19 protein-coding genes (1 of these 19 cut by a window edge) are annotated in these 23973 nt (G+C 73.4%); 11 read left to right on the forward strand and 8 right to left on the reverse strand.

Translation table 11 applies throughout. From position 1 onward, the window contains the following. Positions 1-5: 5 nt before the first annotated feature. The 4 genes from OG900_26135 to OG900_26150 all read right to left on the reverse strand — a co-directional run bounded on the left by OG900_26135 (position 6) and on the right by OG900_26150 (position 5724). The gene (locus tag OG900_26135) at positions 6-1709 is read right to left on the reverse strand and encodes an LCP family protein (GenBank protein ID WUH93250.1); all 1704 of its coding nucleotides are present in this window, start codon (positions 1707-1709) and stop codon (positions 6-8) included. A 213-nt stretch (positions 1710-1922) separates the two neighbouring features. After that, positions 1923-3296, reverse strand: a complete 1374-nt coding sequence (locus tag OG900_26140) for an LCP family protein (GenBank protein WUH93251.1) — start codon at positions 3294-3296, stop codon at positions 1923-1925. 50 nt (positions 3297-3346) lie between these two features. Beyond that, positions 3347-4537: an LCP family protein gene (locus tag OG900_26145; protein ID WUH93252.1), complete on the reverse strand. Its 1191-nt coding sequence runs from the start codon at positions 4535-4537 to the stop codon at positions 3347-3349. A 431-nt stretch (positions 4538-4968) separates the two neighbouring features. After that, positions 4969-5724 (reverse strand): TIGR03089 family protein, encoded by a 756-nt coding sequence (locus tag OG900_26150; GenBank protein ID WUH93253.1) that lies wholly within the window; start codon positions 5722-5724, stop codon positions 4969-4971. Between the two features lie 116 nt (positions 5725-5840). On the opposite strand from OG900_26150, the gene OG900_26155 reads away from it, so the two are divergent. Then, positions 5841-6740 carry a DNA-3-methyladenine glycosylase 2 family protein gene (locus OG900_26155; protein WUH95930.1) on the forward strand — a complete coding sequence of 300 codons (900 nt, stop codon included), beginning with the start codon at positions 5841-5843 and terminating at the stop codon, positions 6738-6740. A 96-nt stretch (positions 6741-6836) separates the two neighbouring features. Here OG900_26155 and OG900_26160 read toward each other — a convergent pair whose 3' ends face one another. The 3 genes from OG900_26160 to OG900_26170 are packed head-to-tail and all read right to left on the reverse strand — an operon-like array spanning position 6837 to position 9670. Then, positions 6837-8153, reverse strand: a complete 1317-nt coding sequence (locus OG900_26160) for a coenzyme F420-0:L-glutamate ligase (protein WUH93254.1) — start codon at positions 8151-8153, stop codon at positions 6837-6839. Continuing rightward, on the reverse strand, positions 8150-9106 hold the full coding sequence (cofD, locus tag OG900_26165) for a 2-phospho-L-lactate transferase (protein WUH93255.1): 957 nt from the start codon (positions 9104-9106) through the stop codon (positions 8150-8152). The genes OG900_26160 and cofD overlap by 4 nt, the downstream gene beginning before the upstream one ends. 45 nt (positions 9107-9151) lie before the next feature. Then, positions 9152-9670: a cysteine dioxygenase family protein gene (locus tag OG900_26170; protein WUH93256.1), complete on the reverse strand. Its 519-nt coding sequence runs from the start codon at positions 9668-9670 to the stop codon at positions 9152-9154. 714 nt (positions 9671-10384) lie between these two features. On the opposite strand from OG900_26170, the gene OG900_26175 reads away from it, so the two are divergent. The 3 genes from OG900_26175 to OG900_26185 all read left to right on the forward strand — a co-directional run bounded on the left by OG900_26175 (position 10385) and on the right by OG900_26185 (position 16177). After that, positions 10385-10648 carry a WhiB family transcriptional regulator gene (locus tag OG900_26175; protein ID WUH93257.1) on the forward strand — a complete coding sequence of 88 codons (264 nt, stop codon included), beginning with the start codon at positions 10385-10387 and terminating at the stop codon, positions 10646-10648. 265 nt (positions 10649-10913) lie between these two features. Next, positions 10914-14714 carry a glycosyltransferase gene (locus tag OG900_26180; protein ID WUH93258.1) on the forward strand — a complete coding sequence of 1267 codons (3801 nt, stop codon included), beginning with the start codon at positions 10914-10916 and terminating at the stop codon, positions 14712-14714. Further along, complete coding sequence (locus OG900_26185; GenBank protein WUH93259.1) at positions 14711-16177, forward strand: DUF5719 family protein; 1467 nt, start codon at positions 14711-14713, stop codon at positions 16175-16177. The genes OG900_26180 and OG900_26185 overlap by 4 nt, the downstream gene beginning before the upstream one ends. Positions 16178-16234: 57 nt before the next feature. On the opposite strand, the gene OG900_26190 is transcribed toward OG900_26185, so the two are convergent. Next, a complete protein-coding gene (locus OG900_26190) occupies positions 16235-16675 on the reverse strand; it encodes a metallopeptidase family protein (protein WUH93260.1) in 441 nt (146 codons plus the stop codon). A 320-nt stretch (positions 16676-16995) separates the two neighbouring features. On the opposite strand from OG900_26190, the gene OG900_26195 reads away from it, so the two are divergent. From OG900_26195 to ahcY, 7 genes are all read left to right on the forward strand, one after another. Continuing rightward, positions 16996-17358: a DUF3499 domain-containing protein gene (locus tag OG900_26195; protein WUH93261.1), complete on the forward strand. Its 363-nt coding sequence runs from the start codon at positions 16996-16998 to the stop codon at positions 17356-17358. A gap of 131 nt (positions 17359-17489) precedes the next feature. Beyond that, a complete protein-coding gene (locus OG900_26200) occupies positions 17490-18848 on the forward strand; it encodes a phosphomannomutase/phosphoglucomutase (protein ID WUH93262.1) in 1359 nt (452 codons plus the stop codon). Positions 18849-19004: 156 nt separating this feature from the next. Beyond that, positions 19005-19184, forward strand: a complete 180-nt coding sequence (locus OG900_26205) for a Trm112 family protein (protein WUH93263.1) — start codon at positions 19005-19007, stop codon at positions 19182-19184. A 69-nt stretch (positions 19185-19253) separates the two neighbouring features. Continuing rightward, positions 19254-20387 carry a mannose-6-phosphate isomerase gene (locus OG900_26210; protein WUH93264.1) on the forward strand — a complete coding sequence of 378 codons (1134 nt, stop codon included), beginning with the start codon at positions 19254-19256 and terminating at the stop codon, positions 20385-20387. Positions 20388-20392: 5 nt separating this feature from the next. Beyond that, positions 20393-21595 (forward strand): mannose-6-phosphate isomerase, class I, encoded by a 1203-nt coding sequence (gene manA, locus OG900_26215; GenBank protein ID WUH95931.1) that lies wholly within the window; start codon positions 20393-20395, stop codon positions 21593-21595. 95 nt (positions 21596-21690) lie between these two features. Then, the gene (locus OG900_26220) at positions 21691-22650 is read left to right on the forward strand and encodes a cation diffusion facilitator family transporter (GenBank protein WUH93265.1); all 960 of its coding nucleotides are present in this window, start codon (positions 21691-21693) and stop codon (positions 22648-22650) included. A gap of 231 nt (positions 22651-22881) precedes the next feature. Beyond that, positions 22882-23973, forward strand: partial view of an adenosylhomocysteinase gene (gene ahcY, locus OG900_26225; GenBank protein WUH93266.1) — the 5' portion only. It continues 360 nt past the right edge of the window; only the first 1092 of its 1452 coding nucleotides appear in the window; its start codon is at positions 22882-22884; the stop codon falls past the right edge of the window.

Genomic DNA, 23973 nt, shown 5'->3' on the forward strand with positions numbered 1-23973 from the left:
GTGAATCAGCTCACGCAGGAAGAATTGTCGGCTTCTGTCCGGTCCAGGCCGTCGGGGGCCGCATCGGGGTCCGCGACCGGGACGCCGGCCCGGGTGAAGTCGGCGCCCAGGGTGAGCGCCATGGCCCCCGTGTCGGCTGTGCCCCCCGGGCCCGTGGCCGCCGTGCTGCCTGCTCCCGGCGACGGCCTGAGGGCCGAGCCCGGCAGCCCGAGCATCGCGGCCAGTGCCCGGGCCTGGTCGGCCTGCTCCGGGGCGTAGATCAGGGTGGTGCGCGCCGCCGGGGCAGGGGCGTTGCCGCCGTTGGCGGGGCTGCCGACGCCCTCGGTGCCGTGCAGCCAGGCCACCGTGCCGCGGGCCGCGCCGAGGATGCCGCTGCCGTTGTAGACCCGCACCCGGACGTCGGCGGGCGCGGCCCTCGGGCCGCGCAGCAGGGCGTCGCTGCGCGGCCGCTTCCTGCGCCCGCTGAGCGGGACGTCGTCCTTGATCATGGTGAACAGCCGCTGCGCCCTGGCCTGGTCGACCACGACCGTGGCATGGACCTTCTCGTTGGGGTTGTCGACCACCGGCAGGGTGGTGAAGGTGATGTGCTTGGCGTCGACCTTGCTGAGGTCCTTGGCCAGGCTGGTCAGCTTCGAGACGCTGCCGATCGCGCTGTCCACGGTGAGCGCCCGGGTGGCCACGTCGGCCAGCGAGAAGAGCTTCCCCGGATTGGTCAGGGTGCCGCTGGACTTGATCTTGCGGATCATCGCGCCGAGGAAGCGCTGCTGCAGCTTGATCCGGTCCAGGTCGCTCTGGTTGCGCAGCGCGTGCCGGGTCCTGACGAACTGCAGCGCCTGCTCGCCCTCGATCCGGTGCGGCCCCGCGCTCAGGTCGAGATGCGACTTGGGGTCGACCAGCGGCCTGGCCAGGCACACGTCGACCCCGCCGACCGCCGTCGACAGCTCCTTGACCGCCTCGAAGTCCACCATCATGAAGTGGTCCACCGGGATCCCGGTCAGCGCGGTCACCGCCCGCATGGTGCAGCCCGGGTCGCGCCCGCCGACGCCCAGGCTCTCGTTGAACTTCGGCGTGGTCAGTCCGGCGGGGATGCCGGGGATCGTGGTCGTGGTGCCGTCCTGCTGCCTGGTCGGGCAGGCCGGGATGCTCGTGACGATGTCGCGCGGGATGCTCATCGCCGTGGCATTGCCGCGGTCGGCCGACACATGGAAGAGGATTGTGGTGTCGGCATGCCCGACGTTGTCCGCGTCGCCATAGGCGTCGCCCATGCCCTGGCGGCTGTCGGTGCCGATGACCAGCAGGTTGAGCGGGCCGTCGCCGAGGACGTCCTTGCTGCCCGCGTCGCCGACGTCCACGGTGGTGAGATTGCCGTTGAAGTGCTCGTAGACCAGGTAGCCGCCGACGCCGACGGCGACCAGGACCAGGCCCATGGAGCCCGCCGTCCACAGCAGCGCCTTCCTGCGCCGGGACGGCCCCCTGCCCGGCGGCCGCCCCTTCCTGCGCGCCGCGGGACCTTCCGCACCGGGTGTACGGGGGGTCCTGGGCGGCGGCACGGTCGCGGGGGCGGCGGGAGCGGGGCCGGCCTGCCGCGGCAGGCCGGCCCTCCGCGCCGGGTCCTTCTCCGGTTGCCGGCGCAGCCGGTAGGCGCCGGTCGCCGGGTCGATGACCCACTGGTCTGCCGGATCGATGTCGTCTCGGCCTTGCGTGTCCACGGTCCCTCGGGCCCTCCGTCCGGTAACCGCCGAATCGCTTACAGTAGTCGCCCGAGGCGGCAGGGAGGGGTGATCCCGGTGGATTCACCCTCCTTGCAAGCGGACAAAGAGCCGCGACTCCCACCGGAATTGACGGGGTTTTTCAGCGGCTTTTCACCGTACTTTGCCGCCGGTACCCAAATCCGCACGTTTGTACGCGTGCGCTGCGGCGGGTCAGCAGCGGACGCCGGAGGCGGGTGTCAGTGCCACGCCCTTGGGCGGCGCGGTGGGCGGCCCCACCCGGACGCCGGGCGCGGTGAAGTCCGCGCCCAAGGTGAGCGTCATGTTCGCCCTGGGCGCCGCGTCCATCGTGCCGGGGATCAGCGCGGACGCGGGCAGGCCCATCATCGCGGCCAGCGAGCGGGCCTGGTCGGCCTGGTTCGGCGCATATCGCAGAGTCGTCTTCGGCGCCCTGCCATGGGCGTCGCCGCCGTTGGTCGACCGGTTGACGCCCTGGCTGTTCTGCAGCCAGGTGAGCACGTCCTGCGAGGCGCCGAAGACCCCCGTGCCGTTGTAGACCTCCACCCGGGTGTTGTGCGGGGTCGCCTTCGGGCCGACCAGCTTCGGATCGGCCGCGGGCGGGTGGTCGGGCGACAGATTCACGTCGTTCGCCATCAGGGCGTAGAGCTGCGAGGCCTTCGCCCGGTCGGCCACCGGCACCGTCACAAAGGTGACGTGCTTCGGATCGGCCGCGCCCATCGCGTCGGCCAGCGCGCCCAACGCCTCCACGCTGCCCAGCGGGGCGTCGGTGGTGAGCGCGGCAGGGGCGGTACGAGCCAGCGCCGTCAGCGTCCGCGGGTCGGCCAGCGTGCGGTCGACACACAGGTCCGCCGCCCCGACCTCCGCCGAAGCGGCCCGCGCCGCCGCGTAGTCGACCATCACGACATGGTCCACGGGCAGCCCGGTCAGCTGCTTGGCCACTCGCAGCGCACAGCCCGGGCCGCGCCCGGCCAGCGCGGCGGAGAACGGCTGCTCCTTCGTGCCCTTCACCGTGCCGCCCCCGGCGGGGCAGTCCGGGATGTCCGTCACCAGCGCCGGCGGAATGCCCAGCGCCGTGGAGTTGCCGCGGTCCGCGGCGAGGTGCAGCAGCACGGCGGTGTCCGTCGGCTTGCTGCTGAGCACCAGGATGTTCATCGCACCGGTGTGGACCGGGTCCTTGCTGCCGGCCGCGCCGATGTCCACGGTGTGGATGGTCGGCCCGTCGCCCTGCCGCAGCACGGCGATCCCCGCGATCACACCGGCGACCAGCACGGCGCAGGTCGCGCCCACTGCCCACACCAGGGCGGGCGGCCTGCGCGGCTTGGCCTTGCGGCGGCGCGACCCCGCCGCGGGAGCGGCGGCCCGCCGCCCGCCGTGGCCCCCGCGGCCGGCCGGAGCACGTACCGCGGCGGACCGGGCGGGCCTGTGCGCCACGGGCTCGGCCGGCGCGGGCGCAGCGACCGGCACCGGCTCCGACGGCGCGTCAAGGCGCAGCTCGTACAGTCCGGTTACCGGGTCGAGCACCCACTGGTCAGCCGGGTCGACGTACCCGGGCTCCTCCGCGTCCACGGTCGATCGGGTCCTCCATCCACGGCCGGCCGACCGCTCACCTTAGTTCATCAGGCTTTGCCGCAGATGTCGGCATCAGCGGTCGTCCCCCGGTAGACGGGCGCCGGACTGCTCGGCCCGCCGTTCCCGGTGGGCGTGCCGCCCGGGGCCGGAGTGCCGGTCGAACCAGGCTTCCCGCTGTCCGGCTTCCCGTCCGGCGTCACCGTGACCTGCACGTCGTCACGCAGCGCCGCGAAGAGCCGGTCCGCCTCGGGCTGCACCAGCTGGTCACGGTTGCGGTCCAGCGTGTACTGCTCGCGCGGCACCGTCAGGAAGCGCAGCTGCCCCGCGGGTATCCGCTGGATGTCACGCGCCAGGGCGTACAGCTCGCTGAGCGAGTCCAGGCCGGGATCCGCGGTCAGCGACGACGTCGCGGCCGACAGCACCGGGTAGACCTTCGTCGGGTTGAGCAGCACGCCGTTGCTGCTGACCTTGGAGAACAGCGAGCCCAGGAAGCCCTGCTGGCGGTCCATCCGCTCCGTGTCGCTGCCGTCGCCGAAGCCGTGCCTGGCCCGCACATAGCCCAGTGCCTGCTCGCCGTTCAGCGTCTGCCGCCCCGCCGGCAGGTCGAGATGCGCCTTCGTGTCGTGCACCGGCTCCGCCAGGCACACGTCGACGCCGTTGATCGCGTTCACGATCTTCTTGAACCCCGAGAAGTCCACGATCAGGTGGTGGTCGATCCGGATCCCGGTCATGTTCTCGACCGTACGGATCGTGCACGCGGCTCCGCCGAACTGGAAGGCCCAGTTGAACTGCTCCAGCTTCGCCTCGGTCTTGCCACCGTTCGGCTTGTCGCAGCTCGGCACATGAGCCATCAGGTCGCGCGGAATACTCATCGCCGTCGCACTGTGCCGGTCCGCGGCCAGGTGCAGCAGGATCGCGGTGTCCGAACGCTGCGTGCCGCTGTCCTCGCCGTACTTCTCGTTGCCGTCGCCGCGGTTGTCCGAGCCGAGCAGCAGGATGTTCTCCGCCGACGTCGGGCCCTGCGTCGGCCGCTCAGACGCGTGCACCTTCAGCTGCGTCTCGGTCGCCGTGTCCGTGGTGATGTTCCCGTCCAGCCGCTGGTACAGGTACCAGATGCCGCCGGCGAGAGCCAGCACCACCAGGGCGGTGACCGCCGCCAGCACCTTGAGCCACCGGTAATTCCGGCGCGGCGGCGCCGGATCCGTACGGTCCTCCTCCGGAGGCTCTGTTGACGTCACGTCTCCGCCCATCCCTCATCCCTGCGCACCCCCGGGCTCGTGTGCCCGTACGCCACTCGTTCAGACAGTCGAATCCGCCGCTTGGTTGCCTCTCCCCCGCGGGGCGCTGTTACGGACTCCACAGTTGCGCTGTGTGGGTGGCTTCTCGCTCCGTTCTCCCCCAGCGCTTCGCCTGGGGGTACCCCCAGGCGCCCCTGGGTGATTGCCCCTTGCGGTGCGTTGCTTTCTTCCCCGCCTCTCCGGCGGGGCGCGCGGTTCCCCGCGCCCCTGAAAAACGCGTGCCCTCCTGCGCAGAAGGGCACGCCCCTGGCAGGGGCGAACGCTGGGCGTAGGAGGACGCAGGCTAAAAGGGGCGCGGGGAACTGCGCGCCCCGCCACGGCGGGGCCGCAACTGTGAACGCAACAGGGAGGGCACCCGCCCGGGGTGCGGGTCAGAGGGTCAGGGTGACCCGTTCTGTCGCCTCGCGCGCAGCGAGTTGTTCCGGGCTCAAAGCGGCGGCGTTACGGCAGAGGACGACGGACCCCCCGACGGCGAGCGGCGCGAGGAGGCCGGCCGCCAGGCCGGGCCACGCGTCGAAGGACAGCCGCGACAGCACCCGCGCCCCCGGCGCGAGCCCGTACTCCTCGGCGGAGGCGACGGCCCGCTCCACGACCGCCCCGCCGGTCAAGGCGCCCTCGCCGGGGAGCCTGATCGCCGGCGAGCCCGCGCCGACGGGCGCGTACGGCACGAAGCGGTCGCCCTGCCCAGGCACCTCGACGGCGTAGTCGACGAAGCCGGCGGGCGCCTGCGGGAAGCGACCGCCGAGCGGGCGCAGCGCCAGCGCCACGCGCTCGCCGCCGCAGACCAGCGCCTGCTCCAGCGTGTCGGGCCCGCTGACGACGAGGTCGGCGCCGGCGGGGTCGCCGCCCGGTTCGGCCACCACGCCGGTGGAGAAGCAGGCCAGCAGCCACACCGCCGTCTGCCAGTGGGCGGGCAGCAGCAGCGCGAGCCGGTCGCCGGGCTGCGCCCCCAACTCGTCCTGGAGCAGGTTCGAGGTCTTGGCGACCCAGTTCGCGACGGTGGCCACCGACAGCTCGACGCGTTCGCCCGTGGCGTCGTCGTAGAAGGTGATCAGCGGCCGCCCGGGGTCGGCGCGCAGGGCGGTGGCGAGCAGGCCGGCGGGGGTGTCCTGGGCGGGTGAGGTCACGCCGGCCAGGCTACCGGCCGTGCTGCGGCCCCGCGGCGGCTACCCTCGGGCGGGTGCCCTCACCCCGACCGCTGCCCACCGGCGCAGTCCCCGCCCCCAGGCCGGAGCGGGGGCGTATCCGCACCTGGACCCCGCGGGGCCCGCTCGACGTCCGCCGGACGCTCCTGCCGCTGCGCCGGGGCCCGGGCGACCCGGCGTTCCGTATCGACGCCGACGGCACGGTGTGGCGGGCCAGCCGTACGCCCGACGGCGCCGGCACACTGCGGCTGCGGGGCAGCGCGGCGGCTCTGGAGGCCGAGGCGTGGGGGCCCGGTGCGCAGTGGCTGCTCGACGCGCTGCCCGCGCTGATGGGCGGTGACGACGACCCGTCGGCCTTCACCCCGCGGCACCGGGTCGTGCACGAGGCGCACCGGCGCCATCCGGGCCTGCGGCTGACCAGGACCGGGCTCGTACTGGAGTCGCTGATCCCGTCGGTGCTCGAACAGAAGGTGACCACGGCGGAGGCGTACCGCGCGTGGCGGTTGCTGCTGCTCCAGCACGGGGAGCCGGCGCCGGGGCCCGCGGGGCGTATGCGGGTGATGCCGGACGCGCGCGGCTGGGCGCGGGTGCCGTCGTGGGACTGGCACTGCGCCGGGGTGGACGACAAGCGGGCGTCCACGGTCATGCGGGCGGTACGCCTCGGCGGCAGGCTCGACGCGCTGGCGTCGCTGCCCGCGCAGGAGGCCGGCACCCGGCTGCAGAGCGTGCCCGGCATCGGCCCGTGGACGGCCGCGGAGACGCTCCAGCGCAGCCACGGCGCCCCGGACGCGGTCACGGTCGGCGATCTGCACCTGCCGCACCACGTCGGCTACGCGCTGACCGGCGCCCGGCGCTCCGACGACGCCACGATGCTCGACCTGCTCGCCCCGTACGCGGGCCAGCGCCACCGGGCCACCCGGCTGATCCTGCTGGCCGCCCCGAGCCCGCCCCGCCGCGGCCCCCGGCTGGCCCCGAACCCGCCGACGCGCCACTCCTGAGGGCTGTCCCGCAGTCGCGGGGCGGAGGGTCGTCCGCAGCCGTCGCTGCCCGCCCCCCGTGGCCTGCGCCGGGACCCGCGGCGCCGCCCCGAAGGGCTACCGCACCGCGATGAAGGCCTCCGCCCCGCGCGGGGGGCGGGCCGGGGGAGTGGCGGATGGGCGGCCGATGGCGACCGCGCCCATGGGGTCCCAGTTCGCCGGGAGGTCGAGGACCGAGCGGACCTCGTCGCGGCAGAACATCGTGGACGACACCCAGGCGGAGCCGAGCTGCTCGCCGGCCAGTGCGACGAGGAAGTTCTGCACGCCGGCGCCGGTGGCGACGACGAACATCTCGCGTTCCGCCGCGGCCCGCCGGGCGTCGGGGTAGGGGTGGGCGCCGTCGGCGACCAGGCAGGGCACGGCGAGGTAGGGCGCCTTGCGCAGGACGTCGCCGCGCCGCAGCCGCTTGGCGACGCTCTCCTCGGAGAAGCCGTCCCGCCGCAGGTCCGCCGCCCAGGCGTCGCGCATGGCGTCGAGCAGCCGCTCGCGCACCGCGGGCGTCTCCAGCAGCACGAAGCGCCACGGCGTGGTGTGGTGCGGCGCCGGCGCGGTCACCGCGAGGGCGACCGCCCGCCGTACGGCCGCGGGGTCCACCGGCTCGTCGGTGAAGTCGCGCACCGTTCGCCGCAGCGACACCGCCTCCCTTACGGCCTCCGACGTGCCGAGCCGGAACATGTCGTCGGCGGCCCTGCGCAACAGGGGTCTGGCCCCGCTGTCGGCCGCCTCGCCGGCGTCCGGCGGGAGGACCAGGCCGGGCAGGCCGCGGACGACCGCGACCGGACGGCCGGCGGCTTTGCCCTTGGCGAGGTCGCCGGCCGCGGCCAGCTCGTCGGCCGTGGCGGTCACCGTCACGTTCAGCGGGTTGCCGTGCGAGTCCTGGCCGCCGCGCAGGTCGTCGAGGACGTGGACGCCCGCGGCGCCGATCGCCACGTCGGTGAGCCCTTCGCGCCAGGGCCGCCCGAAGGTGTCGGTGACGACGACCCCGACGTTGACGCCGAGGTCCTGGCGCAGCCCGGCCCTGATCCTGCGGGCGGAGGCGTCGGGGTCCTCGGGGAGAAGCAGCACGGTGCCGGGCGCGGTGTTGGAGGCGTCCACGCCGGCCGCGGCCATGACGAAGCCGTGCCGGGTCTCGACGATCCTCGTCGGCCCGCGACGCGCCACCAGCCGTACGGCCTCGGCGTCGATCGCGGCCTCCCGGTCGTCGGCGTGCACGAGGCGGCCCTCGGCCTTGCTGACTATCTTGGACGTGACCAGCAGCACGTCGCCGTCGGCCAGTTCGACCCCGGTGGCGGCGATCAGCTTGGCGATGTCCGCGCCGGGCTGGACCTCGCCGATGCCCTCCGGGGCGAAGACCTCGAAGCGTGCCCCGCTCATGCCCGTACCTCTTCCGCGAGCGCCAGCGCCTCTCGCGCCATCCGCGTGGTGGCGTCCAGGTCGGTCATCAGCAGCGGGACGGCCCGGCAGCGGATGCCGGCCGCCTCGATCTGCGTGACGGCGCCCTCGTCGACGGTGTCGACCAGCCAGCCGTCCAGCAGGCCCGAGCCGTAGTGCGCGGCGACCGCGGCGGCCGTGGACTCCACGCCGACCGCGGCGAGCACCTTGTCCGCCATACCGCGCACGGGCGCGTCGCCGATGATCGGCGACAGTCCGACCACCGGCACCCCGGCCTCGGCGATGGCCTCGCGCACCCCGGGCACGGCCAGGATCGTGCCGATGCTCACCACCGGGTTGGACGGCGGGAAGACGATGACATCGGCCGCGCCGATCGCTTCGAGGACCCCGGGCGCGGGCTTGGCCGCCTCGGCCCCGACGGGCACGACGGCATGCGCGGGGACCGCGGCGCGCAGCCGCACCCAGTACTCCTGGAAGTGGATCGCCTTGCGCTCGCCGTCGGTCTCGACCAGGACGTGGGTCTCGACCCGGTCGTCCGACATCGGGATCAGCCGGACGCCCGGCTTCCAGCGGGCGCACAGCGCCTCGGTGACGGCGCTGAGCGGATAGCCGGCGGCGAGCATCTGGGTGCGCACGATGTGGGTCGCGAAGTCCCGGTCGCCCAGACCGAACCACTCGGGTCCCACGCCGTACGCGGCCAGCTCCTCCTTCACGGTGAAGGTCTCGTCTGACCGGCCCCAGCCCTGCTCCTCGTGGATGCCGCCGCCCAGGGTGTACATCACGGTGTCGAGGTCGGGGCAGACCTTCAAGCCGAACAGATGGATGTCGTCTCCGGTGTTGCCGATGACGGTGATCTCCGCCTCCGGCGCCGCTGCCAGCAGGCCGCGCAGAAAGCGCGCCCCGCCGATTCCTCCGGCCAGAACCACGATTCGCATGGGTCCCAGTCTGTCAGCCCGCCGAAGCGGCCCGTACGGCCGTGTCTACGGCTGCGTCGCGGCCTGGGCCGGGGCCTGGGCGGGGGAGGCCGCCATGACGCCGGCCGGCGTCATCTCGGTGAGGCCGGGGAAGTAGATGTGCACGCTGACCGCCGGCTCCAGGCTGTCGTTGACGACCTCGTGCACATAGCCGGGCGCGAAGGCACGCTGGGCGCCGCCGGCCAGCGCGCGGACGGACTCGCCGTGCCGGCCGAGCACGCGCTCGCGCAGCGCGCCCTGCACGACGGTGAGCACGCCGGACGAACCGCCGTGGTCGTGCAGCCCGCTGCCCTGGCCCGGGAGCCAGCTGAGCAGCCACACCTCGTAGCCGGGGCCGGTCTGCAGGCGGGCATACCAGCGGGTGGTGGCGTCGTAGCGCACCAGCGGGGCCCATCGCCCGCGGTCGGCGGCGATGGAGCGGGCGAGTCCGGCGAACTCCGCCACGGTGCCGGGGTGCTGCGGCACCGGGGGGAGGAGGTGGGGCAGGGCGAGCGGGTCACCGGCGATGGAGACGTCGGAGTACATGAAGGTGTGTCCCTGGGGGTGTGCGCGAGTGGCGGGCGGTGCCAGGGCCGGGAATACGGGTCCTGGGCAGGGGGCTCAGCGACAGCGGCAGGGACAACAACAGTTCTGCGCGAGCGCGACGCAGCAGGACTCGCGGCGGCGGGTCCGGTAGGGCGCGTGGTGCTCGGCAGGCATGCACACAAGGAGACCGGTTCGGACAACCCACTGTCAACTCAATGTCCGTTATGTCGTCCTTCTTTCACCTGATCCGGCACTGTGAGTTGCTGAAAGGTTTGTGCGTAGACGTGTGCGGATAGGTGGTGCGACATCCGTGCAACCGCAGTATTCCGGTTACCGGACGCGCTGATCTGGGAAACCCGCGCGCCGCGCAGTCCGGCGTCGCGCACTTGTCCGACCATTCCCCGAGACGTGTGTTTCTGTGATCGAAATGTGATCCACAACGCTTCATCCGTACGGGCGGAACGTGGCGCGTTGCCGCAGCGTCTGACGAGGTGTGAGTGGTGGAGCGACCGGACCGCGGTTGACGGATCCAGGCTTTTGGCCCGATAACAACACTTTCTGTCACGCCTTGGTTCAGCGGAGTGAATAACGGACCCAATAGCAGATCCCGGCTTGACTGGCCTGGATCGGCGCACTTGTAATTTCACTCGTGTCGTTCAGCCGCACATGGTGACGGCCCACATCACGGGGAAGCACGACAGACGAGGGGCGCGCATGACCGAGCAGTTCCAGTTGCTGCTGGCCGAAGAGGCCGACGAGGAACTCGGCTGGCAGGAGCGCGCGCTGTGTGCGCAGACCGACCCCGAGTCGTTCTTCCCCGAAAAGGGCGGTTCCACACGTGAGGCGAAGAAGGTCTGCCTCGCCTGCGAAGTCCGTTCCGACTGCCTCGAATACGCCCTCGCCAACGACGAACGCTTCGGTATCTGGGGCGGCCTGTCGGAAAGGGAGCGCCGCCGCCTGAAGAAGGGCGTCGTCTGACCCGCACGCCGCCCGCCCGGCCCCCGGCCCGCCCCCGTGAGCAGCGGCGGGCCGCCCGCCGGCCGGGCCCCGCGCACCCGCCCCGCAGCCCGCCCGCCGCGTCCCCGGACGCGACCGGCGGGCTGCTGTTGTTCTCACACTGTGCTCACGTCAGGGCGGTGGTGTCCGCGTAAGCCGTTAGTGTGGGGGGCCGTCCGAGATGCAACCCCGCCGCGAGCGGGCGCCAGCGTCCACCGCAGTCCAGCGAACCGGGGCCCGAACCTCGATGTCCGTGAACAGCACAGCACCGGCCGCTCACCCGGCCGGCATCCCTGAGTTCCCGCGCCATGTCGTGACCGCCGTGCTGGTAGCGCACGACGGCGCGCGCTGGCTGCCCAAGGCCCTCGCGGGCCTGCTCGCCCAGGACCGCCCGGTCCAGGACGTCATCGCCGCCGACACCGGCAGCGCCGACGACTCCGCCCGGCTGCTCGCCGAGTCGCTCGGCGACCAGCGTGTACTGCACCTGGCCCGGCGCACGACCTTCGGCGCCGCGGTCGAGGAGGCCGCGCGCACCGCCGCGCCGCTCACCGCCGAGCAGCTGCCGTACCTGACCCGCCGCAGCGGCTGGGACCCCGTCAGCCGCAGCTGGAACGACGACGCCTACGACGAGCCCGACCAGCCGCACGGCGAGCCCGTCCAGTGGCTGTGGCTGCTGCACGACGACTGCGAGCCCGACCCCGGCGCCCTCGCCGGGCTGCTGCGGGTCGCCGACACCTCGCCGTCCGCCGCGGTCATCGGCCCCAAACTGCGCAGCTGGTACGACCGCAGGCAGCTGCTCGAAGTCGGCGTCAGCATCGCCCGCAGCGGCCGCCGCTGGACCGCGCTGGAACGCCGCGAGCAGGACCAGGGCCAGCACGACCAGGTGCGCCCGGTGCTTTCCGTGTCGTCCGCCGGCATGCTGATCCGCCGCGACGTGTGGGAGGAACTGGGCGGCTTCGACCGCCGGCTGCCCCTGATGCGCGACGACGTCGACTTCTGCTGGCGTGCCCAGGCCGCCGGCCACACCGTCCTCGTCGCCCCCGACGCCGTGCTCTGGCATGCCGAGGCCGCCTCCCGCGAGCGCCGCCCGGTGGACTGCGCCGGCCGCTCCGCCGTCAACCCGCACCGTGTCGACAAGGCCGGCGCCGTCTACACGCTGCTCGCCAACACCCGCGGCCCGCTGCTGCCGTATGTGGCGCTGCGCATAGTCCTCGGCACCTTGCTGCGCACCCTGGCCTACCTCGTCGGCAAGGTGCCAGGACAGGCCGTCGACGAGATCGTCGGCCTGCTCGGCGTCCTGCTGCGCCCGGGGCGCCTGCTCGGCGCCCGCCACCAGCGCGGCAGGGGCGTCGTCCCCCCCTCGGAACTGCGCCCGCTCTTCCCGCCGCCCGGCGCGACCGTACGCGCCACCGTCGACCAGGTCGTCAGCAATATCGCCGGCCGCGCCGACGCCTCCTCCGCCGCGGCGGGACGACACGGCGGCGCTGTCGAGTCCGGGCCCGGCGACGACGACGGCGGCGAATTCCTGGAGATCGAGCAGTTCGCCCGCCTCAAGCGGATCGCCCGCAAACCGGGCCCCGTGCTCTTCGCGGTGCTGCTCGTCGTCTCGCTCGCCGCCTGCCGCTCGCTGCTCGGCGGCGGCTCGCTGGCCGGCGGCACCCTGCTGCCCGCCGACCCCGGAGCCTCCGACCTGTGGCACAGCTATGCCGGGTCCTGGCACGCACTCGGCACCGGCGGCACCCAGTCCGCGCCGCCCTACCTCGCGGTGCTCGGCCTGTTCTCGACCGTGCTGTTCGGCTCCACCGGCCTCACCCTGACGCTGCTGCTGGTCGCGTCGGTGCCGCTGGCCGGATTCACCGCCTACTTCGCGTCCCGGCCGCTGGTCGAGTCCCGGCTGCTGCGCGCCTGGGCCTCGGTCGCCTACGCCTTCCTGCCGGCCACGACCGGCGCCCTGGCGACCGGCAGGCTCGGCACCGCCGTGCTCGCCATCCTGCTGCCGCTGATGGCACGCGCCGCGGTCGCCTCCGCCGGGCTCCAACTCGGCGGCGCCGCACTGGACCGCGGCGCGCGCCCCAGCTGGCGCGCGACCTGGGCGCTGGCCCTGATGCTCACCTTCACCACCGCCTTCACGCCGATCACCTGGCCCATCGCGATGGTGCTCGCCGCCGCGACCATCGCCTGGCGGCTGGCCACCGGCCGCGGCGCGCTGCTCGTACCGCACCTGCTGCGCTTCGCCGCGCTGATCGTCACCCCGATCGTCCTGCTCGCCCCCTGGTCGCTGACGCTGCTGTCGCACCCCGGGCGGCTGCTGCACGAGGTGGGCCTGCCCTACGGCACCAAGGGCGCGTCCGGCGTCGACCTGCTGCTGCTCAGCCCCGGCGGCCCCAAGGCCTCCGGCGGGCTGCTGCTGGTCGGCCTGGTGCTGGCCGCGCTCGCCGCGCTGCTGCGCGACACCCGCCGCACCGCGATCACCGCGGCCTGGGCCGTCGCCGCTACCGGCCTGCTCTTCGCCGGCATCGAGAACGGCAAGGCGTGGGCGGGACCGGCCACGCTCGTCTACGGCCTCGCGCTGCTCGCGGCCGCCGCGGTCGGCGCGGAAGGCGCCAACGAGCGGATCGCCGCCAGCGGCTTCGGCTGGCGGCAGCCCGTCGCCGGCCTGATCGCGCTCGCCGCCGCCGCCGCGCCGCTGCTGGCCGCCTTCACCTGGGTCGCGCACGGCGCCGACGGCCCGCTCGACCGCCGCGATCCGCAGCAGGTGCCCGCCTTCGTCGCCGAGGAGAGCACCAGCGGCGACCAGGCCCGCACCCTGGTCCTCAGCGGTACGGAAGGCCATGTCGCCTACGCCCTGGTGCGGGGCGCGGGCGTCCGCATCGGCGACGCGGAGCTGGCCGCACAGGCCCCGCAGGACGCCGCCCTCGACACCCTCGTCGCCAACCTGGTGGCCGGCTCGGGCGCGGACCAGGGCAGCCGGCTCGCCGGATACGCGGTGCGCTACGTCCTCGCGCAGAAGGGCGCCCCCCGGGCGCTCGGCCGCGTCATGGACAGCACCCCGGGCCTGTCCCGGGTCAGCCAGGCCGACGGCAGCGCATTGTGGCGGGTCGACACGACCGTCTCCCGCATCACCATCACCGCCAAGGGCGCCAAGCCCGTCGCGGTCCCCTCGGGCCGCGTCGAGGCGCACAGCAAGCTGCCATCGGGCCCGCAGGGCCGCATCCTGCGGCTCGCCGACTCCGCGTCGGAGGACTGGCAGGCCACCCTCGACGGCGCCCCGCTGGCGCCCACCACCGTCGACGGCTGGGCGCAGGGCTTCCAGCTGCCCGCCTCCGGCGGACGGCTCGACGTCACCTTCAAGGAGCCGGTCACCCACATCGGCTGGCTGGGCGCGCAGGCCTTCCTGCTGCTCGTCATGATCGTGCTCGCCCTGCCCGGCCGCCGCCGCGAGGTCGACGACGACCTCCCGGAGGCCGAGGGAGACGTGGTCGCCGACATCCCCGGCCAGTCCGGCGGCGAGGGCCGCAGGGCCCGCCGCCTGCAGGCCGCCGCGGAGGCCGAGGCCGTCGCGAACGGCACCCAGGACGACGGCGGGCAGGACGCCCCCGACGGCGACCCGGGGCACCGGCAGCAGCCCGACCCGTACGAACCGGTGGGAGCGCTCTACGAGCAGGCCGAGGCCGGCTACGACCCCGCGGAGGCCGGCTACGACCCCTACGCGGTCCAGGCCCCCGACGCCGCCCAGACCACGGACCCGTACTACGCGCCCTACCCCGACCAGCAGTGGGAGCAGCCGCCCTATCCGGCAGGACAGGGCGGCGGCTACGAGCAGCAGGGCGGCTACGGCGACCAGTACGGCTACGTCCCGCAGCAGCCCGGCTACGACCCCTACGCACAGCAGGGCCGTCAGCAGCCGCAGGACGGGACGGTGAGCGGCTACGGCGACCAGGCGCCCTACCCCGACCAGGGCGGCTACGCCGACCCCGCCGCATATGGCGACGCCGGGCCGTACTACGCAGAAGGCGACCAGCGCCGTGACGGGAGCGACCACCAGTGAACCGCAGCACCCTCTCCCTGGGCGGCGCCGTCGTCGTGCTCGCCGTCCTGACCGGCGCCGCGTCCCTGAGCGGCGGCAGCGACTCGGCCGCCGCCCCCAAGGGCGCGGTGGCCACGCTGCCCGTGCAGCGCAGCACCGTGGTGTGCCCGGCGCCTTCCCCGTCGGAATTCGCCGACACCGTCTACACGTCGTTCACCCCTTCGACGACGGCCACCGGCACCGGCGGCACCGGCAGCGCCCAACTGGTTCCCGCCCTCGACAAGGCCAAGCCGCTCGCGCCGCTCAAGCAGACCGGCAAGGCGGTCACCGCCACCACGGACAAGCCCGAGGCACCCGCCCTGATCGGCACCGCCGACGGGCCGCTGGCGCCCGGCTGGTCGGTCCAGCAGACCACCGTGGTGGACGCGGGACCCGGCCGCGGGCTGCTCGGCACCTCCTGCATCACCCCGGACAGCGAGTTCTGGTTCCCCGGCGCCAGCACCGCGACCAACCGCAAGGACTACCTGCACCTGGTGGACCCCGACGAGGCCCCCGCCGTCGTCGATGTCGAGCTGTACGGCAAGGACGGCCTGCTCAAGGCGTCGACCGGCGACGGCATCACCGTCCCCGGCAAGAGCGCCAAGCCGGTGCTGCTGTCCACCCTGGTCGCCGACAAGGTCGCCGACCTGACCGTGCACGTCGTCGTACGCAGCGGCCGGGTCGGCGCTGCCGTCCAGGCCACCGACAGCAAGGCGGGCACGGACTGGCTGGCGCCCGCAGCGGATCCGGCGACCTCGCTCGTCATGCCGGGCATCCCGGCCGACGCCACCTCGGTGCACCTGGTGGCCTACGCGACCGGCACCGACGACGCCGACCTGACGCTCAAGCTCGCCACCTCCACCGGCCTGATCTCCCCGGCCGGCCATGAGACGCTGCACGTCAAGGCCGGGATGACCGCCACAGCCGACCTGGGGAACATCACCAGGGGCGACCCGGGCTCGCTGGTCATCGGATCGAGCACGGTGCACACCCCCGTGCCGGTCGTGGCGGGGCTGCGCATCACCCGCGGCAAGGGCGCCAAGCAGGAGCTGGCCTTCCTGCCCGCGACCCCGGCGATCAGCACCAGGGCCACCGTCGCGGACAACCGCGCCAAGGGCTCCACGCTGGGCCTGATCGCCATCGGCAAGGACGCCGACGTGAAGATCACCTCGTCGCCCGGCCCGTCCGGCGGCACGACGGTGACCAAGACCGTCATCCTCAAGGCCGGCACCACGATGTCCCTGCAACCGCAGCCGCCGTCCCAGAGCAAGGGCGGCTACGCCGTGACCGTCGAGCGGCTCTCCGGCGGCACCGTCTACGCCTCACGGATGCTGGCGCTGCCGCTGGGCGGGGTGCCGATGTTCACGATCCAGCCGCTGCCCGACGACCGGGGCATGGTCCAGGTGCCGCAGGCCGGTTCCGACCTGGCCATCCTCGACAAATAGCGGGCGGCGAACAGCCGTGCGGACAGCGAAGGGGGCGGGGACGGGCGCCGGGAGGTGTCAGTCCTCGCCGTACTTCGGATCGACATTCTCCGGCGACAGGCCGAGCAGCTCGGCGACCTGCTCCACCACCACCTCGTGGACCAGCAGCGCCCGCTCGTCGCGGCTCTTGGCCCGGATCTCGACGGGCCGCCGGTAGACCACGATCCGGCTCGGCCGCCCCTTGGCCGCCCCGACCAGCCGCCCCAGCGGCACGGCGTCGCCGTCGGCCGTACCGTCCTGCGGCCAGGGCACCTCCTGCACCGCGAATTCCACGTCGGCCAGCTGCGGCCAGCGCCTTTCGAGGCGGTCGGCGGCATCCCTGACCAGGTCGTCGAAGGCGTCGGCGCGGCTGAGCGCGAGCGGCACCTGCGGCGGCGCGATGGGGCCGCGCATGCCGCGACCGTGCCGGTCGCGGTGCCGCGGACGCGGGTCGGAGGGAGGTGGCGCCGAACTGTCCATCAGCGTGAGCCTAGCTCCCGCCCCGCGCCGTGTCGCGACCCGAGTGGACGCGGCCCCTTTATCGTCATCCCGCGCCGAGTTTCAGACCGCATCAGGCCACAGAAGTGGTGGAAACGCGCCACCTGGCGATCGAACCCGTCACGTGCCGCCGTCATGACCGCTCACCCGCATTGGTACGTACCTCCGACGGCCCCGGCATCACCGCAGGTCGACGCCGCGACGGCGGCCAACTCCCGGAAAGCCGCGCCGCGGCGACACGACCGGGTGAGCCTGCGGAGAGTCGTCGCGGCCCGCTCAAGAGTGCGGTACCGTCCAACCTCGTGAGCCCTGTACGTCGCTGTTCGCGCACCGCTTGCGGCCGCCCCGCCGTCGCGACGCTGACGTACGTCTACGCGGACTCCACGGCCGTCCTCGGCCCCCTCGCGACCTATGCCGAGCCGCACTGCTACGACCTGTGCTCCGAGCACTCGGAGCGGCTGACCGCGCCCCGCGGCTGGGAAGTCGTCAGGCTCGCCGTCGACACCGGCCCCGTGCGGCCCAGCGGCGACGACCTGGAAGCACTGGCCAACGCGGTACGCGAAGCCGCCCGCCCCCAGGACCGCACCCGGCCCGGCACCCGCGACATCGACCCGCTGGAAGTCGCCCGACGCGGCCATCTGCGGGTCCTGCGCTCACCCGAGTAGGACCCGCCCCCGCCGCCCCTGCTCCGCGCGGAACGCGCCTCTTCCCGTCCGGGGTAGGTTGTGGCCGGAACCGCGGCATATTGCCGCGCCGCAACGTCCGATCCCGCGACCCCGTACAGCAGAGGTGTGCAGTGGCCGATTTGTCACAGCTGGTCAAGGCCTACGACGTACGCGGAGTCGTACCCGATCAGTGGGACATCCCGCTCGCCGAGATCTTCGGCGCGGCCTTCGCCACGGTCACCGGCGCCGACGCCATCGTCATCGGGCACGACATGCGGCCCTCGTCCCCCGGCCTGTCCGACGCCTTCGCCCGCGGCGCCGCCTCCCGGGGAGCCGACGTCACCCGCATCGGGCTGTGCTCCACCGACGAGCTGTACTTCGCCAGCGGGCGGCTCGGCCTTCCCGGCGCGATGTTCACCGCGAGCCACAACCCTGCGCAATACAACGGCATCAAGCTGTGCCGGGCAGGCGCCGCACCCGTCGGCCAGGACACCGGCCTCGCCGACATCCGCGCGCTCGCCGAGAAATGGCTGGAGACCGGCATCCCGGCCGGCGCGGCAGTCACCGGCACCATCGGCGACCGCGACGTACTCGGCGACTACGCCGCCTGCCTGCGCTCGCTGGTCGACCTGTCCGGGATGCGGCCGCTGAAGGTCGTCGTCGACGCGGGCAACGGCATGGGCGGCCACACCGTCCCGACCGTGCTGGCCGGCCTGCCGGTCGACCTGGTGCCGATGTACTTCGACCTCGACGGCACCTTCCCCAACCACGAGGCCAACCCGCTCGACCCGAAGAACCTGGTCGACCTCCAGGCCCGGGTCCGCGAGACCGGCGCCGACCTCGGCCTGGCCTTCGACGGCGACGCCGACCGCTGCTTCGCCGTCGACGAACGCGGCGAAGGCGTACCGCCGTCCGCCGTCACCGCCCTGGTCGCCGCCCGCGAACTGGCCGCCAATCCCGGCGCCACGATCATCCACAACCTCATCACCTCCCGCTCCGTGCCCGAAGTCGTCAGGGAGCACGGCGGCAACCCGGTACGCACCCGGGTCGGCCACTCCTTCATCAAGCAGGAGATGGCCGCCACCGGCGCGGTCTTCGGCGGCGAGCACTCCGCGCACTACTACTTCCGCGACTTCTGGAACGCCGACACGGGCATGCTCGCCGCCCTGCACCTGCTGGCCGCCCTCGGCGGCCAGGAAGGGCCGCTGTCCGCACTCGTCGCCGGCTACGACCGCTACGCCTCCTCCGGCGAGATCAACAGCACCGTCGCCGACCAGGCCGGGCGCACCGCGGCGGTGCGCGCCGCCTTCACCGGCCAGGACGGCGTGGACTTCGACGAACTCGACGGACTCACCGTCAGCGCCGCCGGCTGGTGGTTCAACCTGCGGGCCTCCAACACCGAACCGCTGCTGCGGCTCAACGTCGAGGCCGCGGACGACGCCGCCGTCGCCCGCATCCGCGACCAGGTGCTCGCCATCGTCCGCGGCTGAGCCCCGCCACCGCCGGACGGACCACCGGATCCAAGGCACCTGACCAGCACCGCTGGACCACCGCCCGGGGCCGGCACTGCCACGAAGCGTGCGGCGATAGGCTGGTCGGCACAGGCCGGGGCCGCCGGCCCGCACAATGCCAGGAGGACACCCCGCATGCCGCTCGTCGAAGACAGCCTTCTGGACATCCTCGCCTGCCCGGCCTGCCACGCCGCACTCCGCGCGGACGAGGACGCCGCGGAGCTGGTCTGCACCTCGGACAGCTGCGGCCTGGCCTACCCCGTCAGGGACGACATCCCGGTCCTGCTGGTGGACGAGGCCCGCCGCCCCGGCTGACCCGACGCCCACACCACCGCGCTCGGACTCCGTCCGACCGCGTCACGACACCACGCCCCGGAGGTCGCATTGCTCGACGAGTCGCTGCTGGAGGACCCCGAAGGCCTCGCCCGCGCCGACACCCGCGGACTGCTCCGCGGAGTCGCCGCCTCCGGCGCCCGGGTCCGCACCGCACTGCGGCTCGCCGAAGAAGCGGGCGTGACCGCGCTGCAGCCCGACGGCCGGCCCCGTACGGTCCTGGTGGCAGGCAGCGGGCCCGACGCCGCCGCGGTCGCCGACCTGCTGACCGCCCTCGGCTCCGGCAGCTGCCCCGTCGAGGCGCTCACCCCGACCGGCCCCACCCCCCAGCAGGCCCGCTGGACCCTGCCCGGCTGGGCCGGATCCCTCGACCTGCTGCTGCTGATCTCCCCGCAGGGCACCGAGCAGGGCCTCACCGACCTGGTCGAGCAGGCCTACCGCCGCGGCTGCACCGCCGCGGCCGTCACCCCCGCCAAGGCGCCGCTGGCCGAAGCCGTCGCGCAGGTACACGGCCTCGCCCTGCCCTTCGCCGCCCCCGAAGACAACGGCCGGACCGACACCCCGGCCGACGCCGCCGACACCGGCGCCTTCTGGGCACTGCTCACCCCGCTGCTCGCCCTGGCCGACCGGCTCGGCCTGATCACCGCGCCGACCCGCGAACTCCAGGCACTCGCCGACACCCTGGACGAAGTGGCCGCCCGCTGCGGCCCCGCCGTCGCCACCTACACCAACCCCGCCAAGACCCTCGCCGCCGAACTCGACGACGCCCTCCCGCTGCTGTGGAGCCAGGGCCCGATCGCCGGCGCCGGCGCCCGCCGCTTCGCCACCGCCCTAGCCGCCCGGGCCGGCCGGCCCGCGCTGAGCGCGGAACTGCCCGCCGCCCTCACCGCCCACGGCCCGCTCCAGGCCGGCGTGCACGCGCTCTCCGCCGACCCCGACGACTTCTTCCGCGACCGCGTCGAGGAATCCGACGGACTGCGGATGCGCGTCGTGCTGCTCCAGGAAGCCCCCGACCAGCCCGGCTCCGCGGCGCCCGCCGCCCGCGAACAGGCCTACGCGCACGACACCCCGCTCAGCGAGATCGCCGCCTCCGGCGGCAGCGATCTGCACATCGCGGCGGAAGTCTTCGCCCTGACCGATTTCGCCGCCGTATACCTGGCCGTCGCCTCGACCGAGAGACCATGACCGGCATGAACCGCCTCCTCAACACCGTCCGCCCCTACGCCTGGGGCTCCACCACCGCCATCCCCGAACTCCTCGGCACCCCGAGCACCGGCGAACCCCAGGCCGAACTGTGGATGGGCGCCCACCCCGGCGCACCCTCCCGCGTCGACCGCGGCGCGGGACCCGTACCGCTCGACACCCTCATCGACGCCGACCCCACGTCCGAACTCGGCGACGCCACCGTCAAGCGCTTCGGGCCCAGGCTCCCCTTCCTCTTCAAGGTGCTCGCCGCCGGCGCACCACTGTCCGTCCAGGTCCACCCCGACCTCGCCCAGGCGAAGGCCGGATACGCCGACGAGGAAGCCCGCGGCATCCCGCTCGACGCCCCGCACCGCAACTACAAGGACGCCAACCACAAGCCCGAGATGCTCGTCGCGCTGTCCCCCTTCGACGGACTGTGCGGCTTCCGCCGGCCCACCGAGGCCGCCGACCTCATCGACGCCCTCGGCGTCGGCGCGCTGGCCCCCTACGCCGACATCCTCCGCGCCCACCCCGAGGACCGGGCGCTGCGCGAAGTCCTCGCCGCCGTCCTCGGCGCCGACCCCGACGCGACGGCCGAGACCGTCCACGCCGCCACCGAGGCCGCCGCCCGCCTGGCCGCCACCCCCGGCACCCCGCACGCCGCGGACTACGCCGCCTACGCCAAAGCCGCCCACAGCTTCCCCGGTGACCGCGGCGTGATCGCCGCGATGCTGCTCAACTACGTACGCCTGCAGCCCGGCGAAGCCCTCTACCTCGGCGCCGGAGTCCCGCACGCCTACCTCGACGGCCTCGGCGTCGAGATCATGGCCAATTCCGACAACGTGCTGCGCTGCGGCCTCACCCCCAAACACATCGACGTGCCCGAACTCCTGCGCGTCGTCCGCTTCGAAGCCGGCGACCCCGGAGTGCTCCGCCCCGAGGCCGCCCCCGACGGTGAGGAGCTGTACGCCGCCCCCATCGACGAATTCCGGCTCTCCCGGTACGTACTCGCCCCCGGCTCCGACCCCCGCACCCTCGACCAGGGCACCCCGCAGATCCTGCTCTGCACCGCCGGGCAGGCCTCGCTGCGCGCCCACGACGGCAGGGTGCTGACCCTCGACCGCGGTGAGTCCTGCTGGATCCCGGCCGGCGAACGCACCGAACTCAGCGGCGACGGCGCCGTCTTCCGCGCCACCGTGGCGGCCTGACACATCGACCGCGACACGGACTGCAACAATGTCCGTCCGCAACGCCCGTCACGGCGAGGCAGCCGCCAGGGCCGAGGAAGGGACACCCCGTACATATGAGCGCCTCAGGCGGAACCAGGGCGATCGTCGCGGCACTGAGCGCCAACCTCGCCATCGCCGCGGCGAAGTTCGTGGCCTTCGCATTCAGCGGATCCTCCTCGATGCTCGCCGAAGGCGTCCACTCCCTCGCCGACTCGGGCAACCAGGGACTGCTCCTCATCGGAGGCAAGAAGGCCAAGCAGGCGGCCAGCGAGGAACACCCCTTCGGCTACGGCAGGGAACGCTACATCTATGCCTTCCTCGTCTCGATCGTCCTCTTCTCCGTCGGCGGCATGTTCGCCCTCTACGAGGGCTATGAGAAGGTCCGCCACCCGCACGCCATCGATCACTGGTACTGGCCGGTGGGCGTCCTGATCTTCGCCATCGCCGCCGAGGGCTTCTCCTTCCGCACCGCCATCAAGGAGTCCAACCACACGCGCGGCACGATGTCCTGGACCGAATTCATCCGCCGCGCCAAGGCGCCGGAGCTCCCGATCGTGCTGCTGGAGGACTTCGGCGCGCTCATCGGCCTCGTCCTCGCCCTGCTCGGCGTCGGTATCGCCCTGGCCACCGACAGCGGGGTCTGGGACGGCATCGGCACCCTGTGCATCGGCACCCTGCTCATCTGCATCGCCCTCGTCCTGGCCGCCGAGACGAAGTCCCTGCTGCTCGGCGAAGGCGCGGGAGCCGAGTCCCTCGACCGCATCCGCGCGGCCACCGTCGACGGCGACACCGTCATCGGCATCATCCACATGCGCACCCTCCACCTCGGCCCGGAAGAACTCCTGGTCGCGGCCAAGATCGCCGTCAAGCACGACGACACCGCGGCCGAGATCGCCCGCGCCATCGACGCCGCGGAAGCCCGCATCCGGGCCGCCGAACCCTTCGCCCGCGTCATCTACCTCGAACCCGACATCTACAGCGATGCCGCCGCCGCGGCGGGCCCCGACCCCGACCAGTCGCCCGGCGGCCGGTGACCCGAGGGACTGCGGACGGTCCGCAGACCGGTGTAGATTCGTATCCAGCCAGACGTCGCTGCTGATGGCGGTCGGGCGGTCGCCCCACGGTGACCGGCCGAGGGAGAGAGGGCCTCCGACGGATTGCGCTGCCGCAAGGGGACAGGTGTGCCCGCAGCAGGCCGCACCCGCACCCGCCCTGTGGCCGCGCCACATTCCCGTCCACCTCGATCGCACCGAGGAGCAGCCCGCATGACAACTACCGCCACCGACTTCAAGGTCGCGGACCTCTCCCTTGCCGCCTTCGGCCGCAAGGAGATCACCCTCGCCGAGCACGAGATGCCCGGCCTGATGTCCCTGCGCACCGAATACGCCGCCACGCAGCCGCTGGCCGGCGCCCGCGTCACCGGCTCCCTGCACATGACCGTGCAGACCGCCGTCCTCATCGAGACCCTGGTGGCCCTCGGCGCCGAGGTCCGCTGGGCGTCCTGCAACATCTTCTCCACCCAGGACCACGCGGCGGCGGCCATCGCCGTCGGCCCCGAGGGCACCCCGGACAACCCCAGGGGCGTCCCGGTCTTCGCCTGGAAGGGCGAAAGCCTCGAAGAATACTGGTGGTGCACCGAGCAGGCCCTGACCTGGCCCAACACCCCCACCGGCGGCCCGAACATGATCCTGGACGACGGTGGCGACGCCACCCTGCTCCTCCACAAGGGCGTCGAGTTCGAGAAGGCCGGCGCCGTACCGGCCGGCACCGAGCAGGACCCCGAGGAATACGGCTACATCCTCGCCCTGCTGCGCCGCACCCTCGCCGCGAGCCCGCAGAAGTGGACCCAGCTCGCCTCCGAGATCCGCGGGGTCACCGAGGAGACCACCACCGGCGTCCACCGCCTCTACGAGATGCAGCAGGAAGGCACGCTGCTCTTCCCGGCGATCAACGTCAACGACGCGGTGACCAAGTCGAAGTTCGACAACAAATACGGCTGCCGGCACTCCCTCATCGACGGCATCAACCGCGCCACCGACGTCCTGATCGGCGGCAAGGTCGCCGTCGTCTGCGGCTACGGCGACGTCGGCAAAGGCTGCGCCGAGTCCCTGCGCGGGCAGGGCGCCCGCGTCGTCATCACCGAGATCGACCCGATCTGCGCGCTCCAGGCGGCCATGGACGGCTACCAGGTCGCCACCCTGGACGACGTGGTCGAGACGGCCGACATCTTCGTCACCACCACCGGCAACCGGGACATCATCATGGCCTCCGACATGGCCAGGATGAAGCACCAGGCGATCGTCGGGAACATCGGCCACTTCGACAACGAGATCGACATGGCCGGCCTCGCGAAGATC

The organism is Streptomyces sp. NBC_00433 (assembly GCA_036015235.1).
In the GTDB taxonomy this organism is placed as follows: domain Bacteria; phylum Actinomycetota; class Actinomycetes; order Streptomycetales; family Streptomycetaceae; genus Actinacidiphila.

Excerpts from the sequence above, each read along its gene's own strand:
- OG900_26160 (WUH93254.1), bottom strand. The coding sequence starts at position 8,153 with ATGAGCGGGGCACGCTTCGAGGTCTTCGCCCCGGAGGGCATCGGCGAG.
- cofD (WUH93255.1), bottom strand. The coding sequence starts at position 9,106 with ATGCGAATCGTGGTTCTGGCCGGAGGAATCGGCGGGGCGCGCTTTCTG.
- OG900_26170 (WUH93256.1), bottom strand. The coding sequence starts at position 9,670 with ATGTACTCCGACGTCTCCATCGCCGGTGACCCGCTCGCCCTGCCCCAC.
- OG900_26175 (WUH93257.1), top strand. The coding sequence starts at position 10,385 with ATGACCGAGCAGTTCCAGTTGCTGCTGGCCGAAGAGGCCGACGAGGAA.
- OG900_26180 (WUH93258.1), top strand. The coding sequence starts at position 10,914 with ATGTCCGTGAACAGCACAGCACCGGCCGCTCACCCGGCCGGCATCCCT.
- OG900_26190 (WUH93260.1), bottom strand. The coding sequence starts at position 16,675 with ATGGACAGTTCGGCGCCACCTCCCTCCGACCCGCGTCCGCGGCACCGC.
- OG900_26205 (WUH93263.1), top strand. The coding sequence starts at position 19,005 with ATGCCGCTCGTCGAAGACAGCCTTCTGGACATCCTCGCCTGCCCGGCC.
- manA (WUH95931.1), top strand. The coding sequence starts at position 20,393 with ATGAACCGCCTCCTCAACACCGTCCGCCCCTACGCCTGGGGCTCCACC.
- OG900_26220 (WUH93265.1), top strand. The coding sequence starts at position 21,691 with ATGAGCGCCTCAGGCGGAACCAGGGCGATCGTCGCGGCACTGAGCGCC.